This window comes from Serratia sarumanii, assembly GCF_029962605.1.
In the GTDB taxonomy this organism is placed as follows: Bacteria; Pseudomonadota; Gammaproteobacteria; order Enterobacterales; family Enterobacteriaceae; genus Serratia; species Serratia sarumanii.
Window position 1 is genome coordinate 3,342,816 of the sequence record NZ_CP124750.1, and the last position, 25,232, is coordinate 3,368,047.

The window sequence follows — 25,232 nt, forward strand, 5'->3', positions numbered from 1 at the left end:
ATACAAATGATATGGATTATCATTAGCGTTTACATTCAGAAAAAAATCCTTACAATAGCCTCACGCAACGTTGACGAAGCTAAGCATTTCTCAGCGAAAGACGAACAATTTCATTAGAAATTCAATTGGTTAATTACTTTCACTTCAATCCAGGAAAGGTTTACCTCATGGAAACGCCACGTTACAGCAAGCTCGCCGCTCTGGTGATCGCCTCACTCAGCGCCACCGCCGCGCTGGCCGCGCCGCAGGACGACACCCAGGACACCATGGTCGTCACCGCCTCCGGCTTCCAGCAAAAAATTCAGGACTCCGCCGCTTCCATCTCGGTGATCCCGCGCCAGCAGATCGAAGACAAGGCCTATCGCGACGTGACCGACGCGCTGAAAGACGTGCCGGGCGTGGTGATCACCGGCGGCGCCAGCAGCAGTGACATCAGCATCCGCGGCATGTCCTCCAAGTACACCCTGATCCTGGTGGACGGCAAGCGCGTCGACACCCGCGGCACCCGTCCGAACAGCGACAACGCCGGCATCGAACAGGGCTGGCTGCCGCCGATGGAAGCCATCGAGCGCATCGAAGTGGTGCGCGGGCCGATGTCTTCGCTGTACGGCTCCGACGCCATGGGCGGCGTGATCAACGTCATCACTCGCAAGACCTCCCGCACCGAGTGGAAAGGCTCGCTGCACGGCGACGCCACCATTCAGGAAAACCGCGATTCCGGCGATCTGTTCCAGACCAACGCCTACGCCTCCGGCCCGCTGGTTGAAGGGCTGCTCGGCCTGCGGGTCAACGGCCTGCTGTCGCGCCGCGCGGAAGATAAAATCGTCAACGGTTACAACGAACAGCGCATGCGCAGCGGCACCGCGGTGTTCACCCTGACGCCGGACGAGAAAAACGAATTCGACTTCGAAATCGGCCGTTCGCTGCAAGATCGCAACAGCACGCCGGGCAAATCGGTGGTGGCGGAGCGCTGCAGCAAAGGCAAATGCTCGCCTACGTCCCGCAGCGAAAGCCTGTATACGCGCACCAACTACTCGCTGACCCACAACGGCTATTATGACTTCGGCAACTCCACCAGCTACGTGCAGCGCGAAGAAACCGGTAACCCGGGCCGTAACATGAAGGCCTACAACACCATCTTCAACACCCAGAACCAGTTCGAGCTGGGTTCCCACATGCTGAACCTCGGCGGCCAATACCGCTATGAAAAACTGGGCGACGGCGGCAACCAGCTTGAGTCGGCTCAAGGTCTCAGCAAGCTGACGCGCTGGAGCTGGGCATTGTTCGCTGAAGACGAATGGGCGCTGACCAACGACTTCAGCCTGACCAGCGGCATCCGCATGGATCAGGATGAAAACTTCGGCAGCCACTGGACCCCGCGCATGTACGGCGTCTGGCACCTGACCGAACAGTGGACGCTGAAAGGCGGCGTCTCCGCCGGTTACAAATCGCCGGATCTGCGCCAATCCTCCCCTAACTGGGGGCAGGTCACCGGCGGCGGCGTGCGTAAAGGCATCATCGTCGGTAACCCGGATTTGCAGCCAGAGAAGAGCCTGAGCGAAGAAATCGGCCTGATGTGGGATAGCCTGAAAGGCGTTAACGCCGGCGTGACGGTCTTCAACACCGACTTTAAAGACAAAATCACCGAAGTGCGCCGCTGCGAAGACACGCCGGATTGCACCATCGGCGGCACGTCCTACGACTTTATCAGCGATCGCGTCAACGTCGACAAAGCCAATATGCGCGGCGTAGAAGCCACCTTCGGCTGGCAGATCAACAAAGACTGGAAGTGGAACACCAACTACACCTACACCGCTTCCGAACAGAAGAGCGGCGAGTTCCAGGGCAAGGCGCTCAACCAGATGCCGAAGCACATGCTGAACACCGTGCTGGACTGGCGCGCCACGCAGGACCTCAGCCTGTGGTCGCGCGTTAACTTCCGCAGCCGCACCTCTGACTACCTGAGCCGCACCTCGATGGCCAAGAGCACGCCGTCCTACACCTTCGTCGATGCAGGCCTGAGCTACCAGGCGGCGAAAAACCTGCAGCTGACCGGCGGGGTCTACAACATCCTCGACAAGACCGTGGATTACGACCACTACAACACCACGCTGGACGGCCGCCGTTACACCGTCGGCATGACCTATAACTTCTGATGCCCCCGGGCGCGCGCTGCGCGCCCTTTTCATTCCATCACCGTGAGGAAGCCCCATGAGATTACGCCGCTCCCCCCTGATGATCGCCCTGCTGGCAACGATGGCGCTGGCGGGTTGCCACAGCAAAACCGACGCGCCGGTGGCTCCGGCCACCGTCAACGTCCAGCACCTGAACGGCAGCACCGAGGTGAAAAAGCACCCGCAGCGCATCGTGGTGCTGGATTACGCCTCGCTGGAAACGCTGCAGCTGTTGGGCGTCGAGCCGCTGGCGCTGCCCGGCAACCGCAAGAACTTGCCGGATAGCCTGAAGCGCTATCAGGACGACAAATACCTCAATGCCGGCACCCTGTTCGAGCCGGATATGGCCGTGCTGCGCGCCGCCAAGCCGGATCTGATCCTGATCGCCGGCCGGGCGTCCAAAGCCTATGACGAGCTGAACGCGCTGGCGCCGACGCTGAACATGTCCGTCGATCCGCAGGATCAGCTGGGCAGCCTGAAACAGCGCACGCTGCAGCTGGGCGAGCTGTTCGATAAGCAGCAACAGGCACAGGCGGCGGTCGATAAGCTGGATGCGCAGATCGCGGCGGTCAAACCGCAGGCCGCTCAGGCCGGGCGCGGGCTGGTGGTGCTGTTCTCCGGCGGCAAGATCAGCGCCTACGCCCCCAAGAGCCGTTTCAGCTTCGTCTATGACGCCCTCGGCTTCGCGTCTGCGCTGCAGTCCGACGAAAAAGACGTGCGCGGCAACAAGCTGACGCCTGAGCAGGTGGCCAAACTGAATCCGGACTGGCTGTTCGTCATCGACAGAGACGCCGCGACCGGGCGGCCGAACGCGGTGGCGCCGCAGAAGATCCTCACCGGCACCGCGCTGAAGAAAACCACGGCGGTGAAAAAAGGCCAGGTGGTTTACCTGCCGGCGGCCGAGGTGTATCTGTCCGGCGGCATCGTCACCGCCCAGCACGTCGTCGAACGCGTGAGCGAGGCGCTGAACCACGCAGCACGATAAAGAAAGCCCGGCGATGCCGGGCTTTTTCTTGGATTAAATCGTCGGCTGGTTCACCAGACCGTCTATCAGCACCTGCGGCGTGCCCTGCGAACAGCGCTCGATACGCCCGCGCACGCCGTAGACTCGCGCCAGGCTCTGCGGCGTAATCACCTGATCCGGCGCGCCGTCGGCGATCAGATCGCCATCCTGCAGCATCAGCACGTGGTCGCCGTGGCGCAGCGCGATGTTGATGTCGTGCACCACCACCACCGTCACGATGTTGCGCTTGCGGGTTTCGCGGCGCACCAAATCCATCACGTGGAATTGATAGTTGAGATCGAGCGCGCTCAGCGGTTCATCCAGCAGCAGCAGCGAGGGCTGACGGATCAGCGACTGCGCCAACCCCACCAGCTGTTTCTGGCCGCCGGACAGCTGATCGAGATAGCTCAGCGCCAGGTGGGCGATGCCCAACTGCTCCAGCAAAGCCATCACTTCCGCTTCGCTGCCGGCGTTGCTGCGGCCGCCCGAGGCGCGCTGCGCCACGATGATCGACTCCAGCACGTGCAGATGCACCCCGGCGGGCAGCGACTGCGGCAAATACACCACTTTCTCCGCCCGACGGGCGAACGGCATCTGCATCAGATCGCCGTCGTCCAGCCACAGCTTGCCCTGCGCCGGGTTCAGCCCGGCCAGCGAGCGCAGCAGCGTCGATTTGCCGCTGCCGTTCGGCCCCAGCAGCACGGTGATTTGCCCGCGCGGCAGCATCGGCACCGAGAGATCGTCGATCACCTGGCGCTTCGGGTAGCCCGCCGAGAAGTGTTCTATTCGCAGGCCCTGGCTCATACGTTCCCCCGGTGGCGCAGAATAATGCTCAGGAAGAACGGCACCCCGACCAGCGACGTGACGATGCCCACCGGAATGATCACCCCGGGCACCAGATTTTTCGACGCCACCGAGGCCATCGACAGCACCAGCGCGCCAATCAGCGCGCTGGCCGGCAGATAGAAACGGTGATCTTCGCCGAAGATCATGCGGGCGATGTGCGGCGCCACCAGGCCGATAAAGCCGATCGGCCCGACGAACGCCACCGCCAGCGCCGAAAGGATGCTGATGCGCAGCAGCGTGGTCAGCCGCAGACGGCGCACGTCGATGCCGAAGCTCACCGCCCGGTCTTCACCCAGGCGCAGCGCGGTCAGTTTCCACGAGCTCATCATCGACAGCGGCAGCAGCACGGCGAACACGCCGAACAGAATGCCCAGCTTGTCCCACGAGGCGCGCGCCAGGCTGCCCATGGTCCAGAACACCAGCCCCTGCAGCGTGTCCTCGCTGGCGATGAACTGCATCATCGACACCAGCGCGTTGAAGGTAAACACCAGCGCGATGCCGAACAGCACCACGCCGGAGGTGGCGACCCGCGTCCAGCGCGTGATGCCGTCGAGCATCAGCGCGGCGAACAGCGCGAAGATAAAGGCGTTGGCGGAGATGAACCACTGATCGGGAATGCCCGGAATGCCGATGCCGAGCACGATCGCCAGCGCGGCACCAAAGGCCGCGGCGGAAGACACACCGAGGGTAAAGGGGCTGGCCAGCGGGTTATTCAGGATGGTCTGCATTTCCGCCCCGGCCAGGCCGAGCGCAAACCCCACCACCACCGCCATCAGCGCGTAAGGCAAGCGGATGTCCCAGACGATCACCCGCGTGCCGGCATCGGCCGCCGCGGGGTCAAGCAGCGTTTGCCATAAGGACGACAGCGACAGCCCGGACGGCCCCATGGTGAAATCCAGCAGCAGCGAGCCCAGGATCGCCAGTGCCAATACGCCCATCATCAACAGGCGATGGCGAAGAATATGCTGATAACGCCCCATCACGCCGGCGTTGGGTTTCCCCTTGGCGTCAGTCATGGGATCGGTGGATACGCTCATTCGTTAAGATACCTGTTACAACCATCATGACAGCGGCGCGAAAGCGTCCGCCGTAAACCGCGCGGCGACAGCCTGCGCGCAGCCGTCAACAATAAAGCAAACGATAATACTTATCAATCATATCAATAGGTGAAAACGGCGTTATCGAAATGTAATAAATTGTTTTTCCACGCCATTCTTCAATCCATCGCGTTTACCCCCGCTGCGGCCAGCAGGTTCATTATTCTGAAAGTTATTCCTGATCCGACCAGACTCTGACAAATAACGAAAAAACCACATAGAATCCAAAATCACAGCACCGAGCGTGCAAAAAACTTCAGGCCGCCGCAAGAGCGGCCTTATTGACGAGGCTGTAATGAGAAGTCCATCTCCGGCGGTAACGCCCAAACGCCCGGCGCTGCTGAACTGGCTGTTGCACAGCCCGCTGCACGCCGATGACGAGCCGTTTAAACGCCAGCTGCGGCTCACGCTGACGCCCTCTCCTCTCACTCCCTGGCTGAATGCCGTGGGGCCGGCGGCGCTGTTGGTGGGGTACGCCTGGCTGAACCAGCGGCTGGTCGGTATCGTTCTGCTGCTGCTGTTGCTGCTGCTGACCGCCGGGCGCGCCTGGCTGGCGCAGAGGCGCCAACCCGCCTGGCCGGACGCCATGCTGGTGACGGTGTTGCTGTGGATGCTGCTGGTCGGCGCCAGCGCCGCGCTGGCGATGCTGTCGGGCCGCTTTGTGCTGATCCTGTTCGCCGGTCTGACGATCACCGCTCTGGCCTGCTGGCTGATGCAGCGCCATGCCGCCGCGCCGCGTTTCGCGCTGCTTGAGGTGATCGCGCTGACGCTGCCCTACCTGCTGGCGGCGCCGCTGTCGCGCGTGCAAAACCTGTTCGTCCTGGCGGATCTCACGCCGCTGTGGCTGGTGCTGGCCCATGGCATGATCGCGCGCTACCACCGCCAGCGGGTACAGCACGTCACGCTGGCGTGGGAGAAGCAGCAGGCGTCCCACCGCGATCGCCTGACCGGCTTCCTCAACCGCGCGGGCGGTGAGGCGGTGATGCGCAACATCTGCCGCCCTGGTACGACACAGCCAATCTCTCACCTGTTCATTCTTGAATTCGGCCCGCTGGCGGCGCTTTACCAAAGCCACGGCGTGCAGATCGGCGACGACGTGCTGCGCACCGTCGGCGAGCGCCTCAAGACGCTGATCCGCCCCAGCGACTACGTCTGCCGCTACACCGGCGGCCTGTTTTTGATACTGGTGCACGATCTGCCCTACGGCGCGGAAAGCGAGTTCCTGGCGCGCATTGTGCCGCCGCTGGAAGCGCCCTACGATTTTGGCGCGTTCGGCGAGGTGAACATGCAACTCAACGCCGGCATTTTGGCGCTGACGCAGGATTATGCGACGGTGGAAGATTTGATGAGTTCGGCGCAGCAGGCACTGGCGGAAGCCAAAGGCGGGAAAAAGTAAAACCACACGCGGCGGGAGCTCCCGCCGCGTGTCACTCACCGAAGATTACTTCACGTCCATCTTCGGGAATTCCATTTCGCTGTACTTCACGACGCGGGTGCCGCGCGACAGCTTGTAACCGAACCAAATCAGCAGGAACAGCGGAATGCCAATGTAGGTGGCGGTCACGCCGTACCAGTCAATCTTGTCTTGCAGGAAGGCCTGGTAGTTCTGGCCCAGGGTAATGATCAGGCACAGCACGAAGGCGAAGATCGGCCCCAGCGGGAAGAACCCGGAACGGTATGGCAAGTCGTTCAGATCGCGCCCCTGCAGCATGTAACCGCGACGGAAACGGTAGTGGCTGATGGCGATGCCCAACCAGGCGATGAAACCGGTCATGCCCGAGGTATTCAGCAGCCACAGGTAAACCGACTGGTTGCCGAACATCGAGGTCAGGAAGCACAGCCCGGCCACCACGCAGGTCGCATACAGCGCGTTGCGCGGCACGCCGCCTTTCGACAGCTTGGCGAAGATGCGCGGCGCCTTGCCTTCCGACGCCAGGGTGTACAGCATGCGGGTAGAGGCGTACATGCCCGAGTTACCGGCGGACAGCACCGCCGTCAGGATCACCGCGTTCATCACCGCCGCCGCCGACAGCAGGCCGGCATGCTGGAACACCAGGGTGAACGGGCTGACACTGATGTCTTTCACGTCATTGCGCAGCAGGCTCGGATCGGTGTACGGAATGATCAGGCTGATGATCAGAATGGCGAAGATATAGAACAGCAGAATACGCCAGAACACCTGACGCACCGCGCGCGGGATGTTTTTACCCGGATTCTCCGATTCGCCGGCCGCGATGCCGATGAGCTCGGTGCCCTGGAACGAGAAGCCGACGATCATCGCCACGCCAATCATCGCCGAGAAGCCGCCGGCGAACGGCGCGTCCCCTATCGTCCAGTTCTGCCAGCCGGCGTGCTCGCCGCCTTTCAGAATGCCGACGATCATCAGCACGCCGACGGCGATGAAGATAATCACGGTGCTGACCTTGATCAGCGCGAACCAGTATTCCGCCTCGCCGAACCCTTTCACCGAAATGTAGTTCAGCAGGAACATCAGGCCGAGGAACAGCGCGCTCCAGATCCAGCCGGGGGTGTCCGGGAACCAGTAGCTCATCACCAATTGCGAAGCCACCAGGTCAACGGCGATGGTCACCGCCCAGTTGTACCAGTAGTTCCAGCCCAGCGCGAAGCCGAAGCCTTCTTCCACGTATTTGGCGCCGTAGGTGGAGAATGAACCGGAAACCGGCATAAAGGCCGCCAGTTCGCCCAGGCTGGTCATCAGGAAGTACACCATCAAACCGATCAGAGCGTAAGACAATAGCGCCCCGCCGGGGCCTGCCTGAGAAACCGTGGCGCCCGAGGCGACAAACAGGCCGGTGCCGATGGAGCCGCCGATGGCGATCATGGTCAAATGCCGGGCTTTCAGCTCGCGGCGCAATCCGGGTGCTTGCTGCCCCGATGTTTTTATATCCTGCTGAGCCATTCGTACCCTATCTGCTCTTTGAAAAAATGAGGGCGGATTGTAACAAATACCCGCCGGTGAACTAGCAACATTGCACTGATATAAGATAGCTTCATAATTCAGAGGCAATTATTAGCCGCGGCCCTTATGGCCTTACTTACTCTCATTAATGTGAGCGCGCGCAGGTTTTTATGCTTTCTTCGGCCTGCGCGGCAGCAGAGGGCGTGACGCGCTGTCGATTACAGCGCGCAATAGCTGAGAAAACGCTGCAAGGCGTTGGAAATGTGCTTTTGCCGATGGCGGATCAGGTACAGGGTGCGCCGCAGCGGCGGCAGCGGCACCGGCAGTTCCACCAGCGCGCCGCTGGCCAGCTGTTCCGCCACCACCCGCCGCGACAGGCAGCTGATGCCGATGCCGTGCTGCACCGCGTGCTTGATCGCCTCCGAGTTGCCGAGCTCCATCACCAGTTGAAAATGCGGCAGGTGCGCCAACAGCAGATGATCCAGCACCTCGCGGGTGCCCGAACCGCGCTCGCGCAGGATCCAAGGGGCATTGGCCAGCGCCTCCAGCGTTGGCGGCTGACGGGTCAGCGGGTTGTCCGGCGCGGCGAACACCACCAGCTCGTCCTCCAGCCACGGCTGCGTCACCAGCTCCGGCATATGGCAAGGCCCTTCGATCAACCCCAGATCGACGCGGAAATCCGCCACCGCCACGATCACGTCCTGGCTGTTGCCGACGTTCAGCTCCAGCGGCGTGGCCGGAAAGTCCCGGCGGTAACGGGCGATCATCTCCGGCAGCATGTAGTTGCCGATGGTGCTGCTGGCGGCGATGCGCAGCGCCCCGCCGTCATGGCGAAACAGCTGCTCGATCTCCCCCGCCTGCTCCAGCAGCGCCAGCGCCTTGGGATACAGCAACCGGCCGTGCTCGTTGATCACCAGCCGTTTGCCGACGCGATCGAACAGCTGCACGCCCAGCTGCCCCTCCAGATCCGCCAGCGCCGCGCTGACCGCCGACTGCGACAGCGCCAGCACCACCGAGGCCTGAGTGGTCGAACCGCTTTTCAGCACTTCGGTGAAGACTTCCAGTTGACGCAACGTGATATGCATAGCCGTCCCGGTAATGAAAAAGGGTTCTGCCAGAGAACCGCAAAATGATGTCAACATGCTGTGGGGAGCCCGGCGAGGCTACCCCGTTTGCGGCCAATTCGGCGCGCTACTTGCCCAAGGCGACCAGCTGCGCCGCCGCGGCCAGCGCCGCCTCGCGCGGCGTGCCGGCTTCGTCCCGCTGTATCAATTGCAGCATCGCCACGAGATGGTCGCGGTCGATCGCCTTGTTTTCTTCAATCAACCGCCGCACCGCGCGGCCCACTTCCCGGTCTATCTGCTCTCTGCGTTGATCGTCGGTATCCATCGCCTGCTCCTGTTCAGTTGGAAAGTTGACGGCGGTTCGCCGCTCCTCCTCACCCTAGCCGCAATGCGGCTGTATGCCAATGCCTGACGCCATACCACTTATTCAGATAGGTTATAAATATATAATCAATTTCTCTTTTATTCAGCCCAAACGTACTCTTGGCAGCAAGAAACAGACTGAAGGACTGACTTTTATGGCGACTGATACCACTCATACTTACCCCGAGCGACGCTTTCCGCTGTTCGGCCTGCCGCGGCTGGTGCCGGGGCTGGCGCTGACCGGCGCGCTCACCGCGCTGGCCGTCTGGGCCGGCGACATTCCCTGGGTGGCGGAGCTGGGCCTGGGGGCGCTGACGCTGGCGATCCTGTTCGGCATTCTGGTGGGCAACACGCTGTATCCCCGCTGGCAAACCGTTTGTCACGGCGGCGTACAGCTGGCCAAACAACGCCTGCTGCGTTTGGGCATTATCCTTTACGGCTTTCGCCTGACCTTTCAGCAAATCGCCAACGTGGGCGCCAGCGGCATCATCATCGATGCGCTGACCCTGACCACCACCTTCCTGCTGGCCTGCTGGCTCGGCAAGAAAGTGTTCGGCATCGACAGCCAGACCGCGATGCTGATCGGCGCCGGCAGCAGCATTTGCGGCGCGGCGGCGGTGATGGCCACCGAGCCGGTGCTGAAGGCCGACTCCAGTAAAGTGGCGGTGGCGGTCTCGACCGTGGTGGTGTTCGGCACCCTGGCGATCTTCGCCTACCCATGGCTGTATCAGTTGAACGAACACTTCCAGTGGCTGCCGTTCAGCCAGGAAACCTTCGGCATCTATGCCGGCTCCACCATCCACGAAGTGGCTCAGGTGGTTGCGGCCGGGCACGCCATCGGGCCTGACGCCGAAAATGCAGCGGTGATCGCCAAGATGATCCGCGTGATGATGCTGGCGCCGTTCCTGCTGCTGCTGTCGGGCTACATCAGCCGCGGCGGCGCAGGCAAGGCGGAAAAATCCGCGATTACCATTCCGTGGTTCGCCGTGCTGTTTATCGCCGTCGCCGGGCTGAACTCCTTCAACCTGCTGCCGGCCATGCTGGTGCAGCACCTGATCACCGCCGACACCTGGATGCTGGCGATGGCGATGGCGGCGCTGGGATTGACCACCCACATCAGCGCCGTGCGCCAGGCCGGGATGAAACCGATTCTGTTGGCCACGCTGCTGTTCGTCTGGCTGCTGGTCGGCGGCGGCGCGATAAACCAGCTGGTGCAACACTGGCTCTAATCACTCCCTTCTGCCCCTTCTGCGGCTCGCTTCGGCGGGCCGCATTTATTCCGCCCGCCATCAATGCCATAATGTCACCGATAACACAGGAGAATGAAGATGAAGTTTGTCGGTGCACATGTCAGCGCGTCAGGCGGCGTGGATCAGGCGGTTATCCGCGCGCACGAATTGGAGGCGACCGCGTTCGCTCTGTTCACCAAAAATCAGCGTCAATGGAAGGCCGCGCCGCTGGCCGCGGACGTGATCGATAAGTTCAAGAGCGCCTGCGCCCAGTACGGCTTCGGGCCGGGGCAGATCCTGCCGCACGACAGCTACCTGATCAACCTGGGCCACCCGGTGGCCGACGCGTTGGAAAAATCGCGCGAGGCGTTCATCGACGAGCTGCAGCGCTGCGAACAGCTGGGGCTGACGCTGCTGAACTTCCACCCCGGCAGCCACCTGCTGCAAATCGATGAAGACAAGTGCCTGGCGCGCATCGCCGAATCGATCAACATCGCGCTGGATAAAACCGCCGGCGTGACGGCCGTGATCGAAAACACCGCCGGCCAGGGCAGCAACCTGGGCTTCAAATTCGAGCACCTGGCGGCGATCATCGACGGCGTGGAAGACAAAAGCCGCGTCGGCGTTTGCATCGACACCTGTCACGCCTTCGCCGCCGGGTACGATCTGCGCACCGAAGAAGACTGCGAACACACCTTCAAACAGCTCGGCGACATCGTCGGCTTCAACTACCTGCGCGGCATGCACCTGAACGACGCCAAGAGCGAGTTCAACAGCCGCGTCGACCGCCACCACAGCCTGGGGGAAGGCAACATCGGCAAAACGGTGTTCAGCTACATCATGCGCGATCCGCGCTTCGACAATATCCCGCTGATTCTGGAAACGGTAAACCCGGATATCTGGGCGGAAGAGATCGCCTGGCTGAAAGCGCAGCAGTAATGCGGCGCCAAAACGACAAAACCGGAGCCTGAGCTCCGGTTTTTTTATGGCTGGACGCCGTTACGCCACGCTGGCCGCCGGCACTTCAGCACGTTTCAGCAGAGCGTAAGCCACGCCCGCCAGCAGCGTACCGGCGGCGATCGCCACCAGGTACAGCAACACCGGCGAAATCGCGCCCGGGATCAGCAGCACGAACAGCCCGCCGTGCGGTGCCATCAACTTGGCGCCGAACGCCATCGACAGCGCGCCGGTCAGCGCCCCGCCGGCAATGCAGCACGGCAGCACGCGCATCGGGTCGCGGGCGGCGAACGGAATCGCCCCTTCGGTGATGAAGCACAGCCCCAGCACCAGCGCTGCCTTGCCGCCTTCCTGTTCGGATTTCGGGAACTTGCGGCGCGCCAGCAGCGTCGCCAGCCCCATCGCCAGCGGCGGCACCATGCCCGCCGCCATGATCGCCGCCATCGGCGCATACACCGAGGAACTGAGCAGCGCCACGCCGAAGGCGTAGGCCGCTTTGTTCACCGGGCCGCCCATGTCGGTACACATCATGCCGCCGAGGATCGCCCCCAGCAGCACGGCGTTGGCGGTGCCCAACGATTGCAGCCAATGAGTCAGGCCTTCCATGATTTTCGCCACCGGCGTGCCGACCACGTAAATCATGATAAGACCGGTGATCAGACTGGCCACCAGCGGAATGATCAAGATGGGCTTCAGCGCTTCCATACTCTGCGGCAGGCGCAGCTTGCTGCTGATCGCCTTGGCGACGTAACCCGCCAGGAAACCGGCGATGATGCCGCCGAGGAACCCGGCGCCGGTGCTCACCGCCAGCATGCCGCCGATCAGGCCCGGCGTCAGGCCAGGGCGATCCGCGATGGAGAAGGCGATGAAACCGGCCAATACCGGCACCATCAGCGCAAAGGCGGAGCCGCCGCCGATCTGCATCAGCGCCGCCGCCAACGTGCCTTTGACTTCAAACGCCTTGATGCCGAACACGAACGACAGCGCGATGCACAGGCCGCCGGCCACCACCATCGGCAGCATGTAGGACACGCCGGTCAGCAGGTGGCGATACGGGCCGTTGCCCTCTTTCTTTTTACCCGCCGGCGCCGCGCTACCGCGCTGCTGCGGCTGGAACACCTCGGCCTCGGCCAGCGCCTTGTCCAGCTCCTGGGCGGTTTTCTTCAGCGCCAGGCCGGTGGAGGTGCGGTACATCGGCTTACCGGCGAATTTATCCAGGTCCACCTCGATATCCGCCGCGACGATCACCAGATCCGCCGCCGCCACCTCTTCCGGGGTGATGGCGTTGCCGGCGCCGACGGAGCCGCGCGTTTCCACCTTCACCCACCAGCCGCGTTTCTTCGCTTCGCTTTCAATGGCTTCGGCCGCCATAAAGGTATGCGCCACGCCGGTTGGGCAGGCGGTGATCGCCACGATGCGTTTTTGCCCACCGGCTTTCACCGGCGCCGCAGCCTGCGGCGCCTGATAGGTTTCAGCTTCGGCCTTGGCGCGCGCCAGAAAAGCGTCCGGCTCCCGCACCGCCTGTTCTACGTCGCCCACATACACCAATTTGCCGTTCAGCCCGGCGTCAGCCGGGGCCGACTGCCCCGCCACCGCCACCAGTTCGGCGTCCTGCAGCGACTCGACCAGCGTCAGGCCGGTTTTGGCCGCGGCGGCCTCCAGCATGCGTTTCGCCAGGTGGCCACGGGCCTGCCCCAGCGAACTGTCTACCATCAGCAGCGTTTTCATTCTGCCTCCTGCTATTGATTGAAAGGTTTCAGATCGACGCGCGCCATCATCGCGGCCAACTGGGGACGATCGGTCACGCCGACGTTGCTCTGGCTGACCGCCAGCGCCGCTACCGCCGTGGCCAGACGCAAGGTGTGTTCGCTGGATTCGCGCATCAGCAGGCCGTAAATCAGGCCGCCGACCATCGAATCACCGGCGCCCACGGTGCTGACCACCTCACAGGACGGCGGTTTGGCGATCCAGGCGCCGGAGGCGTTAACCCACAGCGCGCCTTCCGCGCCGAGGGAGATCACCACGTGGGCGATGCCCTGCTCACGCAGCGCATGCGCGGCCTCGACCACGTCCGCCAGCGCCGGCAGCGGGCGGCCGGCCCAGATCTCCAGCTCGCGGCGGTTCGGCTTCACCAGCCACGGCGAGGCCTTCAACCCTGCGACCAGCGCTTCGCGGCTGCTGTCGAAAATGATGCACGGGCATTTGGCGCGCAGCTGGGTCATCCAGTCGGTAAAGGCATCGGGATCGACGCCGGCCGGCAGGCTGCCGCTCACCGCCACCATGTCAAACTGGCCCAGCCAGCTCAGCGAGTCGCTGACGAAGCGATCCCAGTCCTGCGGCGTCACTTCAAAACCGGAGAAATTGAAATCAGTGACTTCGCCGTCTTTTTCCGTCAGCTTGACGTTGATGCGGGTGCGGCCCGGCACTACCTGGAAGCGGTTGGCGATCCCCAGATCGCTGAACAGCAGCTGGAAACCGTCCTGATTGTCTTTGCCCAGGAAGCCGCCGACGGTGACGTCGATGCCCAAATCCTTCAACACCTTGGCGACGTTGATGCCCTTACCGGCGGCGTGCAGGCCGGCGGTTTTTACCCGGTTGACTTCCCCGCGTTCGATCTGCGGGCAAAACCCCACCAGATCGTACGCCGGGTTCAGGGTGATCGTTGCTACTCTTCTGCTCATGCTGCGCCCTCGCCCAGTCCTTCATTAATCGCTTCGCCGATCGCCTTCAGCGCGGCTTCAGCATCTTCTCCATTGGCGGTAAAGCGCAGGTGATGCCCTTTTTTCACGCCCAGCGCCACCACCTTCATCAGGCTGCGCCCGTTGGCCGGCTTGCCGCTGCCGTCCAGGTTGGTGACGGTGATGTCACTGTTGAAACTTTTGATCACGTTGACCAGCGCCGTGCCCGGCCGTGCGTGCAGGCCGTGCTCGTTGCGGATCACGAACTCGGCGCTCAGTACGCTGCTCTCCTCGGCCACTTCGCTGGTCAGCAGCGCCAGCACCCCGGCGGCATCCGCCTTCAGCAGGCGTTCAGCTTTGTTGGCCAGCAGCAGATCGCTGAGGTAGTTGAGCACCGCCAGCGGCTGCGCGTCGGCGACCGACACCGTCAGCAGCAGCGCCACCGGCTCGCCGTCTTCCACGAAAGCCTGCGCCGGGCGGCTGACGGTGGCTGCGCTGGCCAGGTTGCCTTCAACGCTGTCGCTCAGCCAGATGCCCTGCCCCAGGTTCAGCGGCTTGCGGGTAATGGCATCGCTGACGAACTGCGCGTTGACCGCGCCGGCCTTTTGCAGCCGGCCGGCGTTCAGCGCCTGCAGCGTCATCAGGCTGTCGGCCGCGACGTCGAGCGCAATCAGCGAAACGTCGAACTGGAATTCGGCGCTCTGCTGCTCGCCCATCAGCAGGCCGCGCAGCTCTTCCGCGGAGGTGGTTTTCGCCAGCCGCTCCGCCACGCCGTCATCGCTCAGCACGTGAGTAAGCTGGCGCAGCAGCGCCAAATGCTCGTCGGAACGGGCGGCGATGCCGATCGCCACATAGGCGGTCTGGCCTTCGCCCCAGGCGATGCCCTGCGGGAACTGGAACACCTGCACGCCGGTTTTCAGCACCAGATCGCGGGTATCGGTGGTGCCGTGCGGAATGGCGATGCCGTTGCCCAGATAGGTGGACGTCTGCAGTTCGCGCTGCAGCATGCCGTCCACGTAACCGGCGCTGACGCAGCCGGCTTCGGTCAGGGCGGCGGCCACCTGGCGGATGGCCTCCTGCTTATCGGCGGCAGCGGCGCCCAGATGAATGTCTTGCGGTGACAACTGGAACATGATTCTCCTCTCCTGCTGAATTGAATCGTTTCAGCTTCATTGAGAAAAAGGAGCGTTACCCGCTCGCCACAAGCGGCCGGATAACGCTGAAACGTTTCAAGGAGTGTGTGAGCAGCGCAAGGCGAAAGCAAGCTTTCTCCCTTTTGCCATTGCAGATTTTTGAGCTTACGCACACTTTCGCCGGCGCATTGGTCAGCGCCGGGGCAAAATGACATACTGTGCTGAAACTTTGCTGACGGAGAAAAGCATGAACGTAGTGACCGGCGTCGGGGTGATCATCGTCAACCCGCAGGGCGAGATTTTGTTGGGCAAGCGCTGCGGTTCCCACGCGCCCTTTTGGTCGATCCCCGGTGGGCATCTGGAGGCCGGTGAAACCTTCGAGCAGTGCGCCCGGCGCGAAATCGCCGAAGAGACCGGGCTGCTCATCGATCCGCCGCGCTTCGTGGGCGTCAGCAACAATCTGCAAACCTGGCGCGCCGAAGGCAAACACACGGTGTCTGTTTGCCTGCAGGTGGATCACCCCGGCGGCAGCGCCGAGTTGAAAGAACCCGAAAAGTGCGCCGAGTGGCGCTGGTGCGCGCCCGACGCCCTGCCGGAGCCGCATTTCGAAGCCAGCCGCACCGCCATCCGGCTATGGCTGAGCGGCCAGCCCTATTTGCCCACGGCCTGAGCCATCGCGAACGCGTCCTGCGTTCGCTTCCCCTGCCGCTCGACCCCATCGCTATATACACCAGAATATAACGCTATTTTTTGCGATATATGCCCTTTTTTTGACTACGGATAACCCTATGGGGTTAACCCTCTTCTATATTACCCCTGCAATCGACGTGGCATTCTGACCTCCGGTCGGCGGCCTTTTGGCAAGATTTTATTTTAAATTCATAATTATAAGCGGGTTTACCATGAGCAAAAAACTGACTGGCTTTGAAAAAAAGCGCCGGTGGGGATGGCTATGGCTTTTGCTGCTGGGGATTATCCTCGGCGCGGCGCTGTTGGCCGGGACCGCCACCGTATTCCACAAAACCAGCGATACCGCCTTCTGCGTTTCCTGCCACACCATGCAACAGCCGCTGGCCGAATATCAGGGCAGCGTTCACTTCCAGAACACCAAGGGCATCCGCGCCGAGTGCGCCGACTGCCACGTGCCGCACCAGCCGATCGATTACCTGTGGACCAAAATCCGCGCGGTGAAAGACATTTACGGCGAAATGGTCGGCACCATCGATACGCCGGAAAAATACGAAGCGCACAAGCTGGCGATGGCGCAGTCGGTCTGGAAAACGCTGAAAGAGAACGACTCAGCCACCTGCCGCTCCTGCCACAGCTACGACGCCATGGACATCACCGCCCAGCGCCCCGAGGCGCGCCTGCAGCACCCGGTGGCGATCAAACAGGGCGAGACCTGCATCGATTGCCATAAGGGCGTGGCCCACATCCTGCCGGACATGAGCGGCGAAACCCAGGCCGGCGCCGCCGAGCTGGCGAAGGCCGCGGCGCTGACCGCACCGGACGCCACCCCCCTCTACACCATCGCCACTGAACCGTTCTTCCTCAGCGCGGACGACAGCCATAACGCCGGCAACCTGATGCCGTCCACCGAAGTGCAGGTGGTGAAGCAGGATGGCGACAAGGTGCTGGCCACCGTGAGCGGCTGGCAGCAGGACGGGGTCAGCGAAGTGTTCTACGCCGCGCAGGGCAAACGCATCCTCAGCGTGCTGCTGGGTGAAGACGCGCGCCAACAGCTGAAGACCGCCTCCACCCAGACCGATGCGGAAACCGGCCTGGTCTGGCATCAGGTTTCTCTGCAGGTGTGGCTGCCGCGTAAACAGTTGATTGACGATCAGCAAAAAATCTGGCGCTACGCCGCGGACATGATGTCGGCCAACTGCACCGGCTGCCACGGGCTGACCGCGCTCGATCGCTTCAACGCCAACCAATGGATTGGCGTCATCAAAGGCATGGCGCCGCGCACCTCGCTGACGCAGGAACAGCTGCGCGTGCTGACGCAATACGTACAAAAACACGCCAGCGACATGCCACCTGCCGCACCGGCCAAGCTTTAAGGGAGAAGCGCAATGAGCAACCAACAACCGTTAACCATGAGCCGCCGCCGCTTCCTGACCGGAGCCGCCGCTCTGGCCGCCGCCCCTCTGCTGGCGGGCTTATGGCCCAAAGCGGCGCTGGCGCAGGCCATCAGCGAAGCGCTGCCGCAGTTCATCGCCTTGCGTCAGGCGCAGAAAGGCATTCTGACCGGCGCCCACTGGGGCGCGTTCGAGGCCATCGTGCAAGACGGCAAGATGGTGGGCGTGCAGCCGGTGCAGGACGATCCGTATCCGAATGAGCTGATCGCCATGGCGCCTTATCAGGTGCACGCCGAGAACCGCATCAAATACCCGATGGTGCGTAAAAGCTGGCTGGAGGGCGGCCCCGGCAGCCGCACCGAGCTGCGCGGCCGCGACGAGTGGGTGCGCGTCAGCTGGGACAAAGCGACCGAGCTGGTGTGCAATGAAATCACTCGCCTGCAAAAAGATCACGGGCCGCAGTCGATCTACGCCGGTTCCTACGGCTGGAAAAGCGTCGGCATGCTGCACAACAGCCGCACGCTGCTGCAACGCCTGATGAACCTGACCGGCGGTTTCCTCGGCTACGCCGGCGACTACTCCACCGGCGCGGCGCAGGTGATCATGTCGCACGTGGTCGGTTCGATGGAGGTCTACGAACAGCAGACCGCCTGGCCGAACGTGATCGAGAACAGCGAGCTGGTGATCCTGTGGGGCTGCAACCCGATGGTCACGCTGAAAAACAGCTGGAACGTGCCGGATCACGTCGGCCAGACCGGCTTCGAGGCGCTGAAGAAGAAAGGCACCCGGGTGATCAGCATCGATCCGGTGCACAGCGACAGCGCCAAGTTCGTCAATGCGCAGTGGATCGCCCCGCGCCCTTATACCGACGGCGCCATGCTGATCGGCATCGCCCACACGCTGCTGACCGAGAAGCTGCATAACCCGGACTTCCTGAAAACCTACACCGTCGGCTTCGACAAGTTCCAGGCCTACCTGCTGGGCGAGAGCGACGGCGTGGCGAAAACCGCCGAATGGGCGGCCGACATCAGCGGCGTCGATGCCGACACGCTGCGCCAACTGGCGCGCGAGATGGCGAAACACCGCACCATGATCATGGGCGGCTGGGGCATTCAGCGCCAGCACCACGGCGAACAGCAGCACTGGCTGCTGGTGACGGTGGCGGCGATGCTCGGCCAGATCGGCCTGCCGGGCGGCGGCTTCGGCTTCAGCTACCACTATTCCTCCGGCGGCAGCCCGACCGCCAAAGGCGGCATCATCGCCGGCATCTCCGCCGGCAACGCGCCGAAGAACTCGCCGGCGCCGATCCCGGTGGCGCGCATCGCCGAATGCCTGAGCAACCCGGGCAAAACCATCGACTTCAACGGCGCCAAGGTCACCTACCCCGAGGTGAAAATGATATATGTGGCGGGCGGTAACACCTTCCACCAGCATCAGGACACCAATAACCTGGTCAAAGCCTGGCAGCGGCCGGACACCATCGTGGTCAACGAGCCTTACTGGACCGCCACCGCCAAGCATGCCGACATCGTGCTGCCGGCCACCACCAGCTACGAGCGCAACGATCTGGAAATGGGCGGCGACTATTCGCAGCTCTACGTGTTCCCGATGCATCAATGCGTGCCGCCGCAGCACGAGTCGCGCAGCGACTTCGACATCTTCTCGGCGATGGCGGCCAGGCTGGGCGTGCAGGAAGCCTTTACCGAGGGCAAGGATGAAACCCAGTGGCTGAAAGGCATGTACGACGACATGAAGAACCAGGCGCGCGCCGCCCGGGTGGCGCTGCCGCCGTTCGACATGTTCTGGCAATCCAACAACTACGTGCGCTTCCCGGTGCCGGAGGCCAACAAGCAGTGGGTGCGCTTTGCCGATTATCGCGACAACCCGCTGCTGAACCCGCTGGGCACGCCGTCGGGCAAGATCGAGATCTACTCCGACGCCATCGCCAAAATGCATTACGAGGATTGCCCCGGCATCCCGACCTGGATGCCGCCGCACGAGTGGTATCGCGGGCCGGAAGCGGCCAAGTATCCGCTGTCGCTCAATACCGCGCACCCGACCAACCGGCTGCACTCTCAGCTCGACAACACGCCGCTGCGCGAGAAATACGCGGTAGCGGATCGTGAAGCGATCCTGATCCACCCGCAGGACGCGCAGCCGCGCGGCATCAGCGGCGGCGATCTGGTGCGGGCGTTCAACGATCGCGGCCAGATCCTGGTGGGGGCGGTGGTCAGCGAAGACGTGCGACCGGGCGTGGTGCGCATCAGCGAAGGCGCCTGGTTCGATCCGGCCGATCCGGCGCAGCCCGGCTCGCTGTGCAAGAACGGCAACGTCAACTGCCTGACCTTCGACATCGGCTCTTCCAGCCTGGCGCAGGGCAACTGCGGGCAGATGGCGCAGCTGCAGATCGAGAAGTATCGGGGGCCGGTATTGAAAAATACCGCGCACGCGGTGCCGCAAGGCGCCTGATCCCGCGATAACCCGCGATAAACTGGGGCGCGTAACGCGCCCCTTTTTTCCTCGTCGCCGCGCGACATATCCGCTTACCCTTCGTCGCAAGGGAGCGGTTTGCGTTTCATTTCAACGGGCGTATGATGCGCGCGACCTCCCTTTTTCGACGAATTATCAACCGCCATGCCGACTTCATCCGCAGTAACGCGACGCGCGCCCGATCTCACTTCGCTGGCCTTTTTGGCGGTGGCGTTTCTGACCGGCATCGCCGGCGCGTTGCAAACCCCGACGCTGAGCCTGTTTCTGGAAACCGAGGTCAAGGTACGGCCGGCGCTGGTCGGGTTGTTCTTTACCGGCAGCGCGGTGATCGGCATTCTGGTCAGCCAGTTTCTCGCCGGCCGTTCGGATAAACAAGGCGACCGCAAATCACTGATCTTCCTCTGCTGCATGCTGGGTGCGCTGGGGTTCACGCTGTTCGCCTGGAGCCGCAACTATTACCTGCTGCTGCTCGTCGGCGTGCTGCTCACCAGCTTCGGCTCCACCGCCAATCCGCAGATGTTTGCGCTGGCGCGCGAGCATGCCGATCGCACCGGACGCGAGGCGGTGATGTTCACCTCCATCATGCGCGCCCAGGTTTCCCTTGCCTGGGTCATTGGCCCGCCGATCGCCTTCGCGCTGGCGCTGGGCTTCGGCTTTAAGGTCATGTATCTGGCGGGCGCGGTGGCCTTTGTGCTGTGCGGCCTGCTGGTGTGGAAGCGGCTGCCTTCGATGCCGAAAACCGCGGCGACGAACGCGCCCCTGGCCGCACCGCGGCAGCATCGCCGCGATTCGCTGCTGCTGTTCGTCGCCTGCACCCTGATGTGGACCGCCAACAGCATGTACCTGATCAACATGCCGCTGTATGTGGTGCACGAGCTGCGGCTGCCGGAGCGGCTGGCCGGGATATTGATGGGTGCCGCCGCCGGGCTGGAGATCCCAATCATGCTGCTCGCCGGCATGGTGGCGAAACGCTGCGGCAAGCGTTGTTTGATGCGCGGGGCGGTGGTCGCCGGCGTGCTGTTCTATTGCGGCCTGCTGTTTATCACCGGCAGTTGGCCGCTGATTGCCCTGCAGCTGCTGAATGCGGCGTTTATCGGCGTGCTGGCGGGCATCGGCATGCTCTACTTTCAGGATTTGATGCCCGGTCAGGCCGGCACGGCCACCACGCTGTTCACCAACACCATTCGGGTAGGCTGGGTCATCGCCGGCGCCATCGCCGGTGCGGTGGCGGAAATCTGGAATTACCATGCGGTGTTTTACGCCGCGCTGGCGATGGCGGCAGGCGCGACGCTGTGTCTGTGGACGTTGAGGGAAGCTTAAGGCGCAGTGTCCGCTTCCAGCCTGGCGAGATAAATCAGCGCCTGATCGCGGTGATCGTGGCACATGTCGCGGCTCGGCTGCAGGCTGCCGCACACCTTCGGCCGCAGCGGCGAATGAAACAGGCCACAGCGCAGCCGTTCATCCAGATGAATGCAGCGGGTATTGGCGGGCTTGCCGTTCGGCATGCCGGGGATCGGGCTGGATATTGACGGCGCGATACAGCAGGCGCCGCAGTCGCTGCGACAGTCCATCAGCGCTACTCCTGGTGGGCTGGGGAAAAGAAGCGCGACAATAGCAGCCGCGCGCGGCGGCCGCCAGCAGAATCCCTGCGTCCCGGCGATCTTTACACTCATCGCCCTGCGCCGGCCGGCGTCATCGTATGGCGAATAAACGCCCAACACACCTTGATTTAAAGACAAAAACGCGTGAAACGTGCAATTCCCCCGCTTTACATGCACCATACACCCATGTACCATTGAGCTAGTACAAAAGAACCTCTTCCATCAGGAGCACGCATGTCTACGGACACCATCCAGAAGCTGGCCCGCCCTTCCGTCCTCGGCGGCGCGATGATCATTGCCGGAACCGCCGTTGGCGCCGGCATGTTTTCCATTCCGATCGTCACTTCCGGTGTCTGGTTCAGCGGCTCCGTCGCGCTGCTGGTATATACCTGGGCCTGCATGTTACTTTCCGGCCTGATGATCCTCGAAGCCACGCTGCACTACCCGAGCGGCGCCAGCTTCAACACCATGGTCAAGGATCTGCTGGGCAAAGGCTGGAACGCCGTGAACGGCCTGTCGGTGGCGTTCGTGCTGTACATCCTGACCTATGCCTATATCTCCGCCGGCGGCTCGATCATCGCCCACACGCTGGAGGGCATCGTCGGCGTCGGCCAGACCACCGCCGGCCTGGTGTTCGCGCTGGTCGTGGCGTTTATCGTCTGGCTCTCCACCCGCGCGGTCGACCGCCTGAGCACCATTTTGATCGGCGGTATGGTGATCACCTTCGTGATGTCGGTGGGCGACATGTTCACCCACGTACAGCCCGCGGTGCTGTTCAACACCGGCGATGACCAGGCCAGCTATCTGCCTTACGCCCTGGCGGCGCTGCCTTACCTGCTGACCTCGTTCGGCTACCACGGCAACATTCCCGGGCTGGTGAAGTATTACCATAAGGACAGCGGCTCCGTGGTGCGCAGCCTGGTGTACGGCACCCTGCTGGCATTGGCTATCTACATCCTGTGGCAGTACGTGATCCAGGGCAATATCGCGCGCGACGCCTTTAAGCAAGTGATCGCCGAGGGCGGCAACATCGGCAGCCTGCTCAAGCAAATGGGCAACGTCTCCAGCAGCCAGACCGTCAGCCAACTGCTGAACGCCTTCTCCTATATGGCGCTGGCCAGCTCGTTCCTCGGCGTGTCGCTGGGCCTGTTCGACTACCTGGCAGACTTCTGCAAGTTCAAGGACGACGCCGTCGGACGCAGCAAGACCGCGCTGGTGACCTTTGTGCCGCCGACCCTGGCCGCGCTGCTGTTCCCGAACGGTTTCCTGTACGCCATCGGTTTCGCCGGGCTGGCGGCCACCGTCTGGGCGGTGATCGTGCCGGCGCTGATGGCGCGCGCCAGCCGCCGCCACCACCCGCAGGCCGGTTACCGTGCACCGGGCGGCAACGGCGTGATCCTGTTCGTTATCCTGTTCGGCCTGATCAACGCCGCCGCGCATATTCTTTCGCTGTTCGGCCTGCTGCCGGTCTTCCGCTAATCCCCGACGGGAGGGCGATCGCCCTCCCTTTCCCGCACTGTTTTTACGCCGGGCTATTGCCTGAAATCGGCGGCGCGAGTACCTTGTCGCAACTTCTCTAATACTCTTCATTGCGGATGAATTGAAATGGCAAGAGCTAACGAAATTAAGCGCGGCATGGCGATCAGCTACAACGGCAAGCTGCTGCTGGTAAAAGATATCGACGTGCAGAGCCCGAGCGCCCGCGGCGCCAGCACCCTGTACAAAATGCGCTTCTCCGACGTGCGCACCGGCCTGAAAGTGGAAGAACGCTTCAAGGGCGACGATATCCTGGACACCATTTCCCTGTCGCGCCGCAAGGTGAACTTCTCCTATATCGACGGCGAAGAATACGTGTTCATGGATGACGAAGACTACACCCCGTACATCTTCAAGAAAGACCAGATCGAAGACGAGCTGCTGTTCATTCCGGAAGGCGGCCTGCCGGGCATGCAGGTGCTGACGCTGGACGGCCAGGTGCTGGCGCTGGAGCTGCCGCAGACCGTGGATATGGAAATCGTCGAGACCGCGCCGGGCATCAAAGGCGCTTCCGCCAGCGCCCGCAACAAACCGGCCACCATGGCGACCGGCCTGGTGATCCACGTGCCGGAATACCTCAGCGCCGGCGACAAAATTCGCATTCATATCGCCGAACGCCGCTACATGAGCCGCGCCGACTAGTCGCGCCAGCGGGGCCGGAACGCGGCCCCGTTTCATTTTCCGCTACGGCAACTCCGGGAAAAAACGCCGCTTGAGCGCCAGCTCGACGCCGCGCAGCTCCGCCAGCCCTTTCAACCGCCCGATGGCCGAATAGCCCGGATTGGTTTTCTTTTTCAAGTCGTCCAGCATCTGATGCCCATGATCGGGGCGCATCGGGATCGGCCGCCGATCGCCCGCCCGCTGCCGACGCAACTCTTCGGTCAGGATCGCTTCGATCACCGCCACCATGTCCACATCGCCCTGCAGGTGCGCCCCTTCGTGGAAGCTTTTCGGGTTCTCCTCGCGGCAGGTGGCGCGCAGGTGGGTAAAGTGAATGCGATCGCCAAAGGTTTCAATCATCCGCACCAGATCGTTGTCGGCGCGCACGCCGTAGGAACCGGTGCATAGGGTGAAGCCGTTATAGATGCTGTCGACGGTCTGCTTCAGCCACTGCATGTCTTCAATCGTGGAGACGATGCGCGGCAGGCCGAGGATCGGCCGCGGCGGATCGTCGGGGTGCACCGCCAGCCGGATGCCGACCTCTTCCGCCACCGGCACGATGGCGCGCAGAAAGACCGCCATGTTCTCGCGCAGCCGCGCCTTGTCGATGCCATCGTACTCCGCCAACCGGCGGCGGAACTGTTCCAGCGTGTAGCCCTCTTCCGCCCCCGGCAGCCCGGCGATGATGTTGCCGGTCAGCCGGTTTTTTTCCTCCTCGCTCATGGCGGCGAAATAGGCCGCCGCCTGACTGCGCTCTTGCGGCGTATAATCGGCCTCGGCGCCGGCGCGCTGCAGGATATGCAGCTCGAACGCGGCGAAGGCGATCTGATCGAAGCGCAGCGCTTTGGAACCGTCCGGCAGCGGATAGGCCAGATCGGTGCGCGTCCAGTCGAGGATCGGCATGAAGTTGTAGCAGACGGTGTCGATGCCGCAGGCCGCCAGGTTGCGCAGCGACTGTTGATAATTGGCGATGTACCGCCGCCAGTCGCCGCTGTGGGTTTTGATCTCCTCATGCACCGGCACGCTCTCCACCACCGACCACATCAGCCCCTTTTCCGCCAACAGCGCCTGTCGCGCGCGGATCTCATCGATCGGCCAGACGTCGCCGTTCGCGATATGATGCAGCGCCGTCACCACCCCGGTCGCCCCGGCCTGACGCACGTCGTCCAAAGAGACCGGATCGTTCGGGCCATACCAACGCCATGTTTGTTCCATGTTTTGTCCTTATGCCTGTCTCGCACCGCGATGCTGTTATACCAGTTTAATTTAGATGTCAGCTACCTTTAACTTACTCTTTCGCCCTGCGCTGTCAAAACCGAACCCGTCATTGGTTGATCCACTTCACGATTCTGGCTTATTTTGGACTGACCAATTCCTTTAGCTGGCCGACATCCTTACAC

At 62.7% G+C, this 25,232-nt stretch carries 21 protein-coding genes; 11 read left to right on the plus strand and 10 right to left on the minus strand.

Translation table 11 applies throughout. The annotated features are described in order from the left end of the window. Window positions 1-167: 167 nt before the first annotated feature. The gene (locus tag SSARUM_RS15910; RefSeq protein WP_039565099.1) at window positions 168-2,156 is read left to right on the plus strand and encodes a ligand-gated channel protein; all 1,989 of its coding nucleotides are present in this window, start codon (window positions 168-170) and stop codon (window positions 2,154-2,156) included. Window positions 2,157-2,211: 55 nt separating this feature from the next. Then, window positions 2,212-3,159 (plus strand): siderophore ABC transporter substrate-binding protein, encoded by a 948-nt coding sequence (locus tag SSARUM_RS15915; RefSeq protein WP_039565097.1) that lies wholly within the window; start codon window positions 2,212-2,214, stop codon window positions 3,157-3,159. 33 nt (window positions 3,160-3,192) lie between these two features. Here the strand turns inward: SSARUM_RS15915 and SSARUM_RS15920 are convergent, their stop codons facing one another. After that, window positions 3,193-3,981 carry an ABC transporter ATP-binding protein gene (locus tag SSARUM_RS15920; protein ID WP_033647994.1) on the minus strand — a complete coding sequence of 263 codons (789 nt, stop codon included), beginning with the start codon at window positions 3,979-3,981 and terminating at the stop codon, window positions 3,193-3,195. Then, entirely contained in the window at window positions 3,978-5,060 is a 1,083-nt protein-coding gene (locus SSARUM_RS15925) for a FecCD family ABC transporter permease (RefSeq protein ID WP_039565094.1), read from the minus strand. The genes SSARUM_RS15920 and SSARUM_RS15925 overlap by 4 nt, the downstream gene beginning before the upstream one ends. A gap of 355 nt (window positions 5,061-5,415) precedes the next feature. Here SSARUM_RS15925 and SSARUM_RS15930 point away from each other — a divergent pair, with 355 nt between their 5' ends. Then, a complete protein-coding gene (locus SSARUM_RS15930; protein WP_039565091.1) occupies window positions 5,416-6,516 on the plus strand; it encodes a GGDEF domain-containing protein in 1,101 nt (366 codons plus the stop codon). A 45-nt stretch (window positions 6,517-6,561) separates the two neighbouring features. Here SSARUM_RS15930 and SSARUM_RS15935 read toward each other — a convergent pair whose 3' ends face one another. From SSARUM_RS15935 to SSARUM_RS15945, 3 genes are all read right to left on the minus strand, one after another. Then, on the minus strand, window positions 6,562-8,040 hold the full coding sequence (locus SSARUM_RS15935) for an amino acid permease (RefSeq protein WP_033635259.1): 1,479 nt from the start codon (window positions 8,038-8,040) through the stop codon (window positions 6,562-6,564). A 218-nt stretch (window positions 8,041-8,258) separates the two neighbouring features. Then, complete coding sequence (yieE, locus tag SSARUM_RS15940) at window positions 8,259-9,125, minus strand: DNA-binding transcriptional regulator YeiE (RefSeq protein ID WP_060431622.1); 867 nt, start codon at window positions 9,123-9,125, stop codon at window positions 8,259-8,261. Between the two features lie 106 nt (window positions 9,126-9,231). After that, on the minus strand, window positions 9,232-9,429 hold the full coding sequence (locus SSARUM_RS15945) for a hypothetical protein (protein ID WP_033647996.1): 198 nt from the start codon (window positions 9,427-9,429) through the stop codon (window positions 9,232-9,234). Window positions 9,430-9,622: 193 nt separating this feature from the next. Here SSARUM_RS15945 and SSARUM_RS15950 point away from each other — a divergent pair, with 193 nt between their 5' ends. Next, complete coding sequence (locus tag SSARUM_RS15950) at window positions 9,623-10,696, plus strand: YeiH family putative sulfate export transporter (protein ID WP_140926768.1); 1,074 nt, start codon at window positions 9,623-9,625, stop codon at window positions 10,694-10,696. A 99-nt stretch (window positions 10,697-10,795) separates the two neighbouring features. Further along, window positions 10,796-11,635, plus strand: coding sequence for a deoxyribonuclease IV (gene nfo, locus SSARUM_RS15955; RefSeq protein WP_033635262.1), 840 nt, complete (start codon window positions 10,796-10,798; stop codon window positions 11,633-11,635). Window positions 11,636-11,695: 60 nt separating this feature from the next. Here the strand turns inward: nfo and fruA are convergent, their stop codons facing one another. Genes fruA through fruB form a run of 3 tightly spaced genes read right to left on the minus strand, consistent with a single transcriptional unit; the run spans window position 11,696 to window position 15,464 of the window. Then, window positions 11,696-13,381 carry a PTS fructose transporter subunit IIBC gene (gene fruA, locus SSARUM_RS15960; RefSeq protein ID WP_033635263.1) on the minus strand — a complete coding sequence of 562 codons (1,686 nt, stop codon included), beginning with the start codon at window positions 13,379-13,381 and terminating at the stop codon, window positions 11,696-11,698. A gap of 11 nt (window positions 13,382-13,392) precedes the next feature. Then, window positions 13,393-14,334: a 1-phosphofructokinase gene (fruK, locus tag SSARUM_RS15965; protein WP_004935702.1), complete on the minus strand. Its 942-nt coding sequence runs from the start codon at window positions 14,332-14,334 to the stop codon at window positions 13,393-13,395. Then, window positions 14,331-15,464 carry a fused PTS fructose transporter subunit IIA/HPr protein gene (gene fruB, locus SSARUM_RS15970; protein ID WP_033635264.1) on the minus strand — a complete coding sequence of 378 codons (1,134 nt, stop codon included), beginning with the start codon at window positions 15,462-15,464 and terminating at the stop codon, window positions 14,331-14,333. Before fruB ends, fruK begins: the two co-directional genes overlap by 4 nt. A 247-nt stretch (window positions 15,465-15,711) precedes the next feature. Between fruB and SSARUM_RS15975 the strand changes: the two genes are divergently transcribed. The 4 genes from SSARUM_RS15975 (at window position 15,712) to SSARUM_RS15990 (ending at window position 21,355) form a co-directional block, all read left to right on the plus strand. After that, window positions 15,712-16,134, plus strand: coding sequence for a nucleotide triphosphate diphosphatase NUDT15 (locus SSARUM_RS15975; RefSeq protein WP_033635266.1), 423 nt, complete (start codon window positions 15,712-15,714; stop codon window positions 16,132-16,134). 232 nt (window positions 16,135-16,366) lie between these two features. Continuing rightward, on the plus strand, window positions 16,367-17,527 hold the full coding sequence (locus tag SSARUM_RS15980; protein WP_060430340.1) for a NapC/NirT family cytochrome c: 1,161 nt from the start codon (window positions 16,367-16,369) through the stop codon (window positions 17,525-17,527). Between the two features lie 12 nt (window positions 17,528-17,539). Then, window positions 17,540-20,014: a trimethylamine-N-oxide reductase TorA gene (torA, locus tag SSARUM_RS15985; protein WP_060430342.1), complete on the plus strand. Its 2,475-nt coding sequence runs from the start codon at window positions 17,540-17,542 to the stop codon at window positions 20,012-20,014. Window positions 20,015-20,179: 165 nt separating this feature from the next. Then, window positions 20,180-21,355, plus strand: a complete 1,176-nt coding sequence (locus SSARUM_RS15990) for a sugar efflux transporter (RefSeq protein WP_060430344.1) — start codon at window positions 20,180-20,182, stop codon at window positions 21,353-21,355. Here the strand turns inward: SSARUM_RS15990 and SSARUM_RS15995 are convergent. Continuing rightward, entirely contained in the window at window positions 21,352-21,606 is a 255-nt protein-coding gene (locus SSARUM_RS15995) for a YkgJ family cysteine cluster protein (protein ID WP_015378527.1), read from the minus strand. The genes SSARUM_RS15990 and SSARUM_RS15995 overlap by 4 nt on opposite strands. A 264-nt stretch (window positions 21,607-21,870) precedes the next feature. On the opposite strand from SSARUM_RS15995, the gene mtr reads away from it, so the two are divergent. Together mtr and yeiP are read left to right on the plus strand one after the other, a co-directional pair. After that, entirely contained in the window at window positions 21,871-23,115 is a 1,245-nt protein-coding gene (mtr, locus tag SSARUM_RS16000; protein ID WP_039565074.1) for a tryptophan permease, read from the plus strand. Window positions 23,116-23,241: 126 nt separating this feature from the next. Then, window positions 23,242-23,814, plus strand: a complete 573-nt coding sequence (yeiP, locus tag SSARUM_RS16005) for an elongation factor P-like protein YeiP (protein WP_004935725.1) — start codon at window positions 23,242-23,244, stop codon at window positions 23,812-23,814. Window positions 23,815-23,856: 42 nt separating this feature from the next. Here yeiP and uxuA read toward each other — a convergent pair whose 3' ends face one another. Beyond that, window positions 23,857-25,047 (minus strand): mannonate dehydratase, encoded by a 1,191-nt coding sequence (gene uxuA, locus SSARUM_RS16010; RefSeq protein ID WP_048321815.1) that lies wholly within the window; start codon window positions 25,045-25,047, stop codon window positions 23,857-23,859. Between the last annotated feature and the right edge of the window lie 185 nt (window positions 25,048-25,232).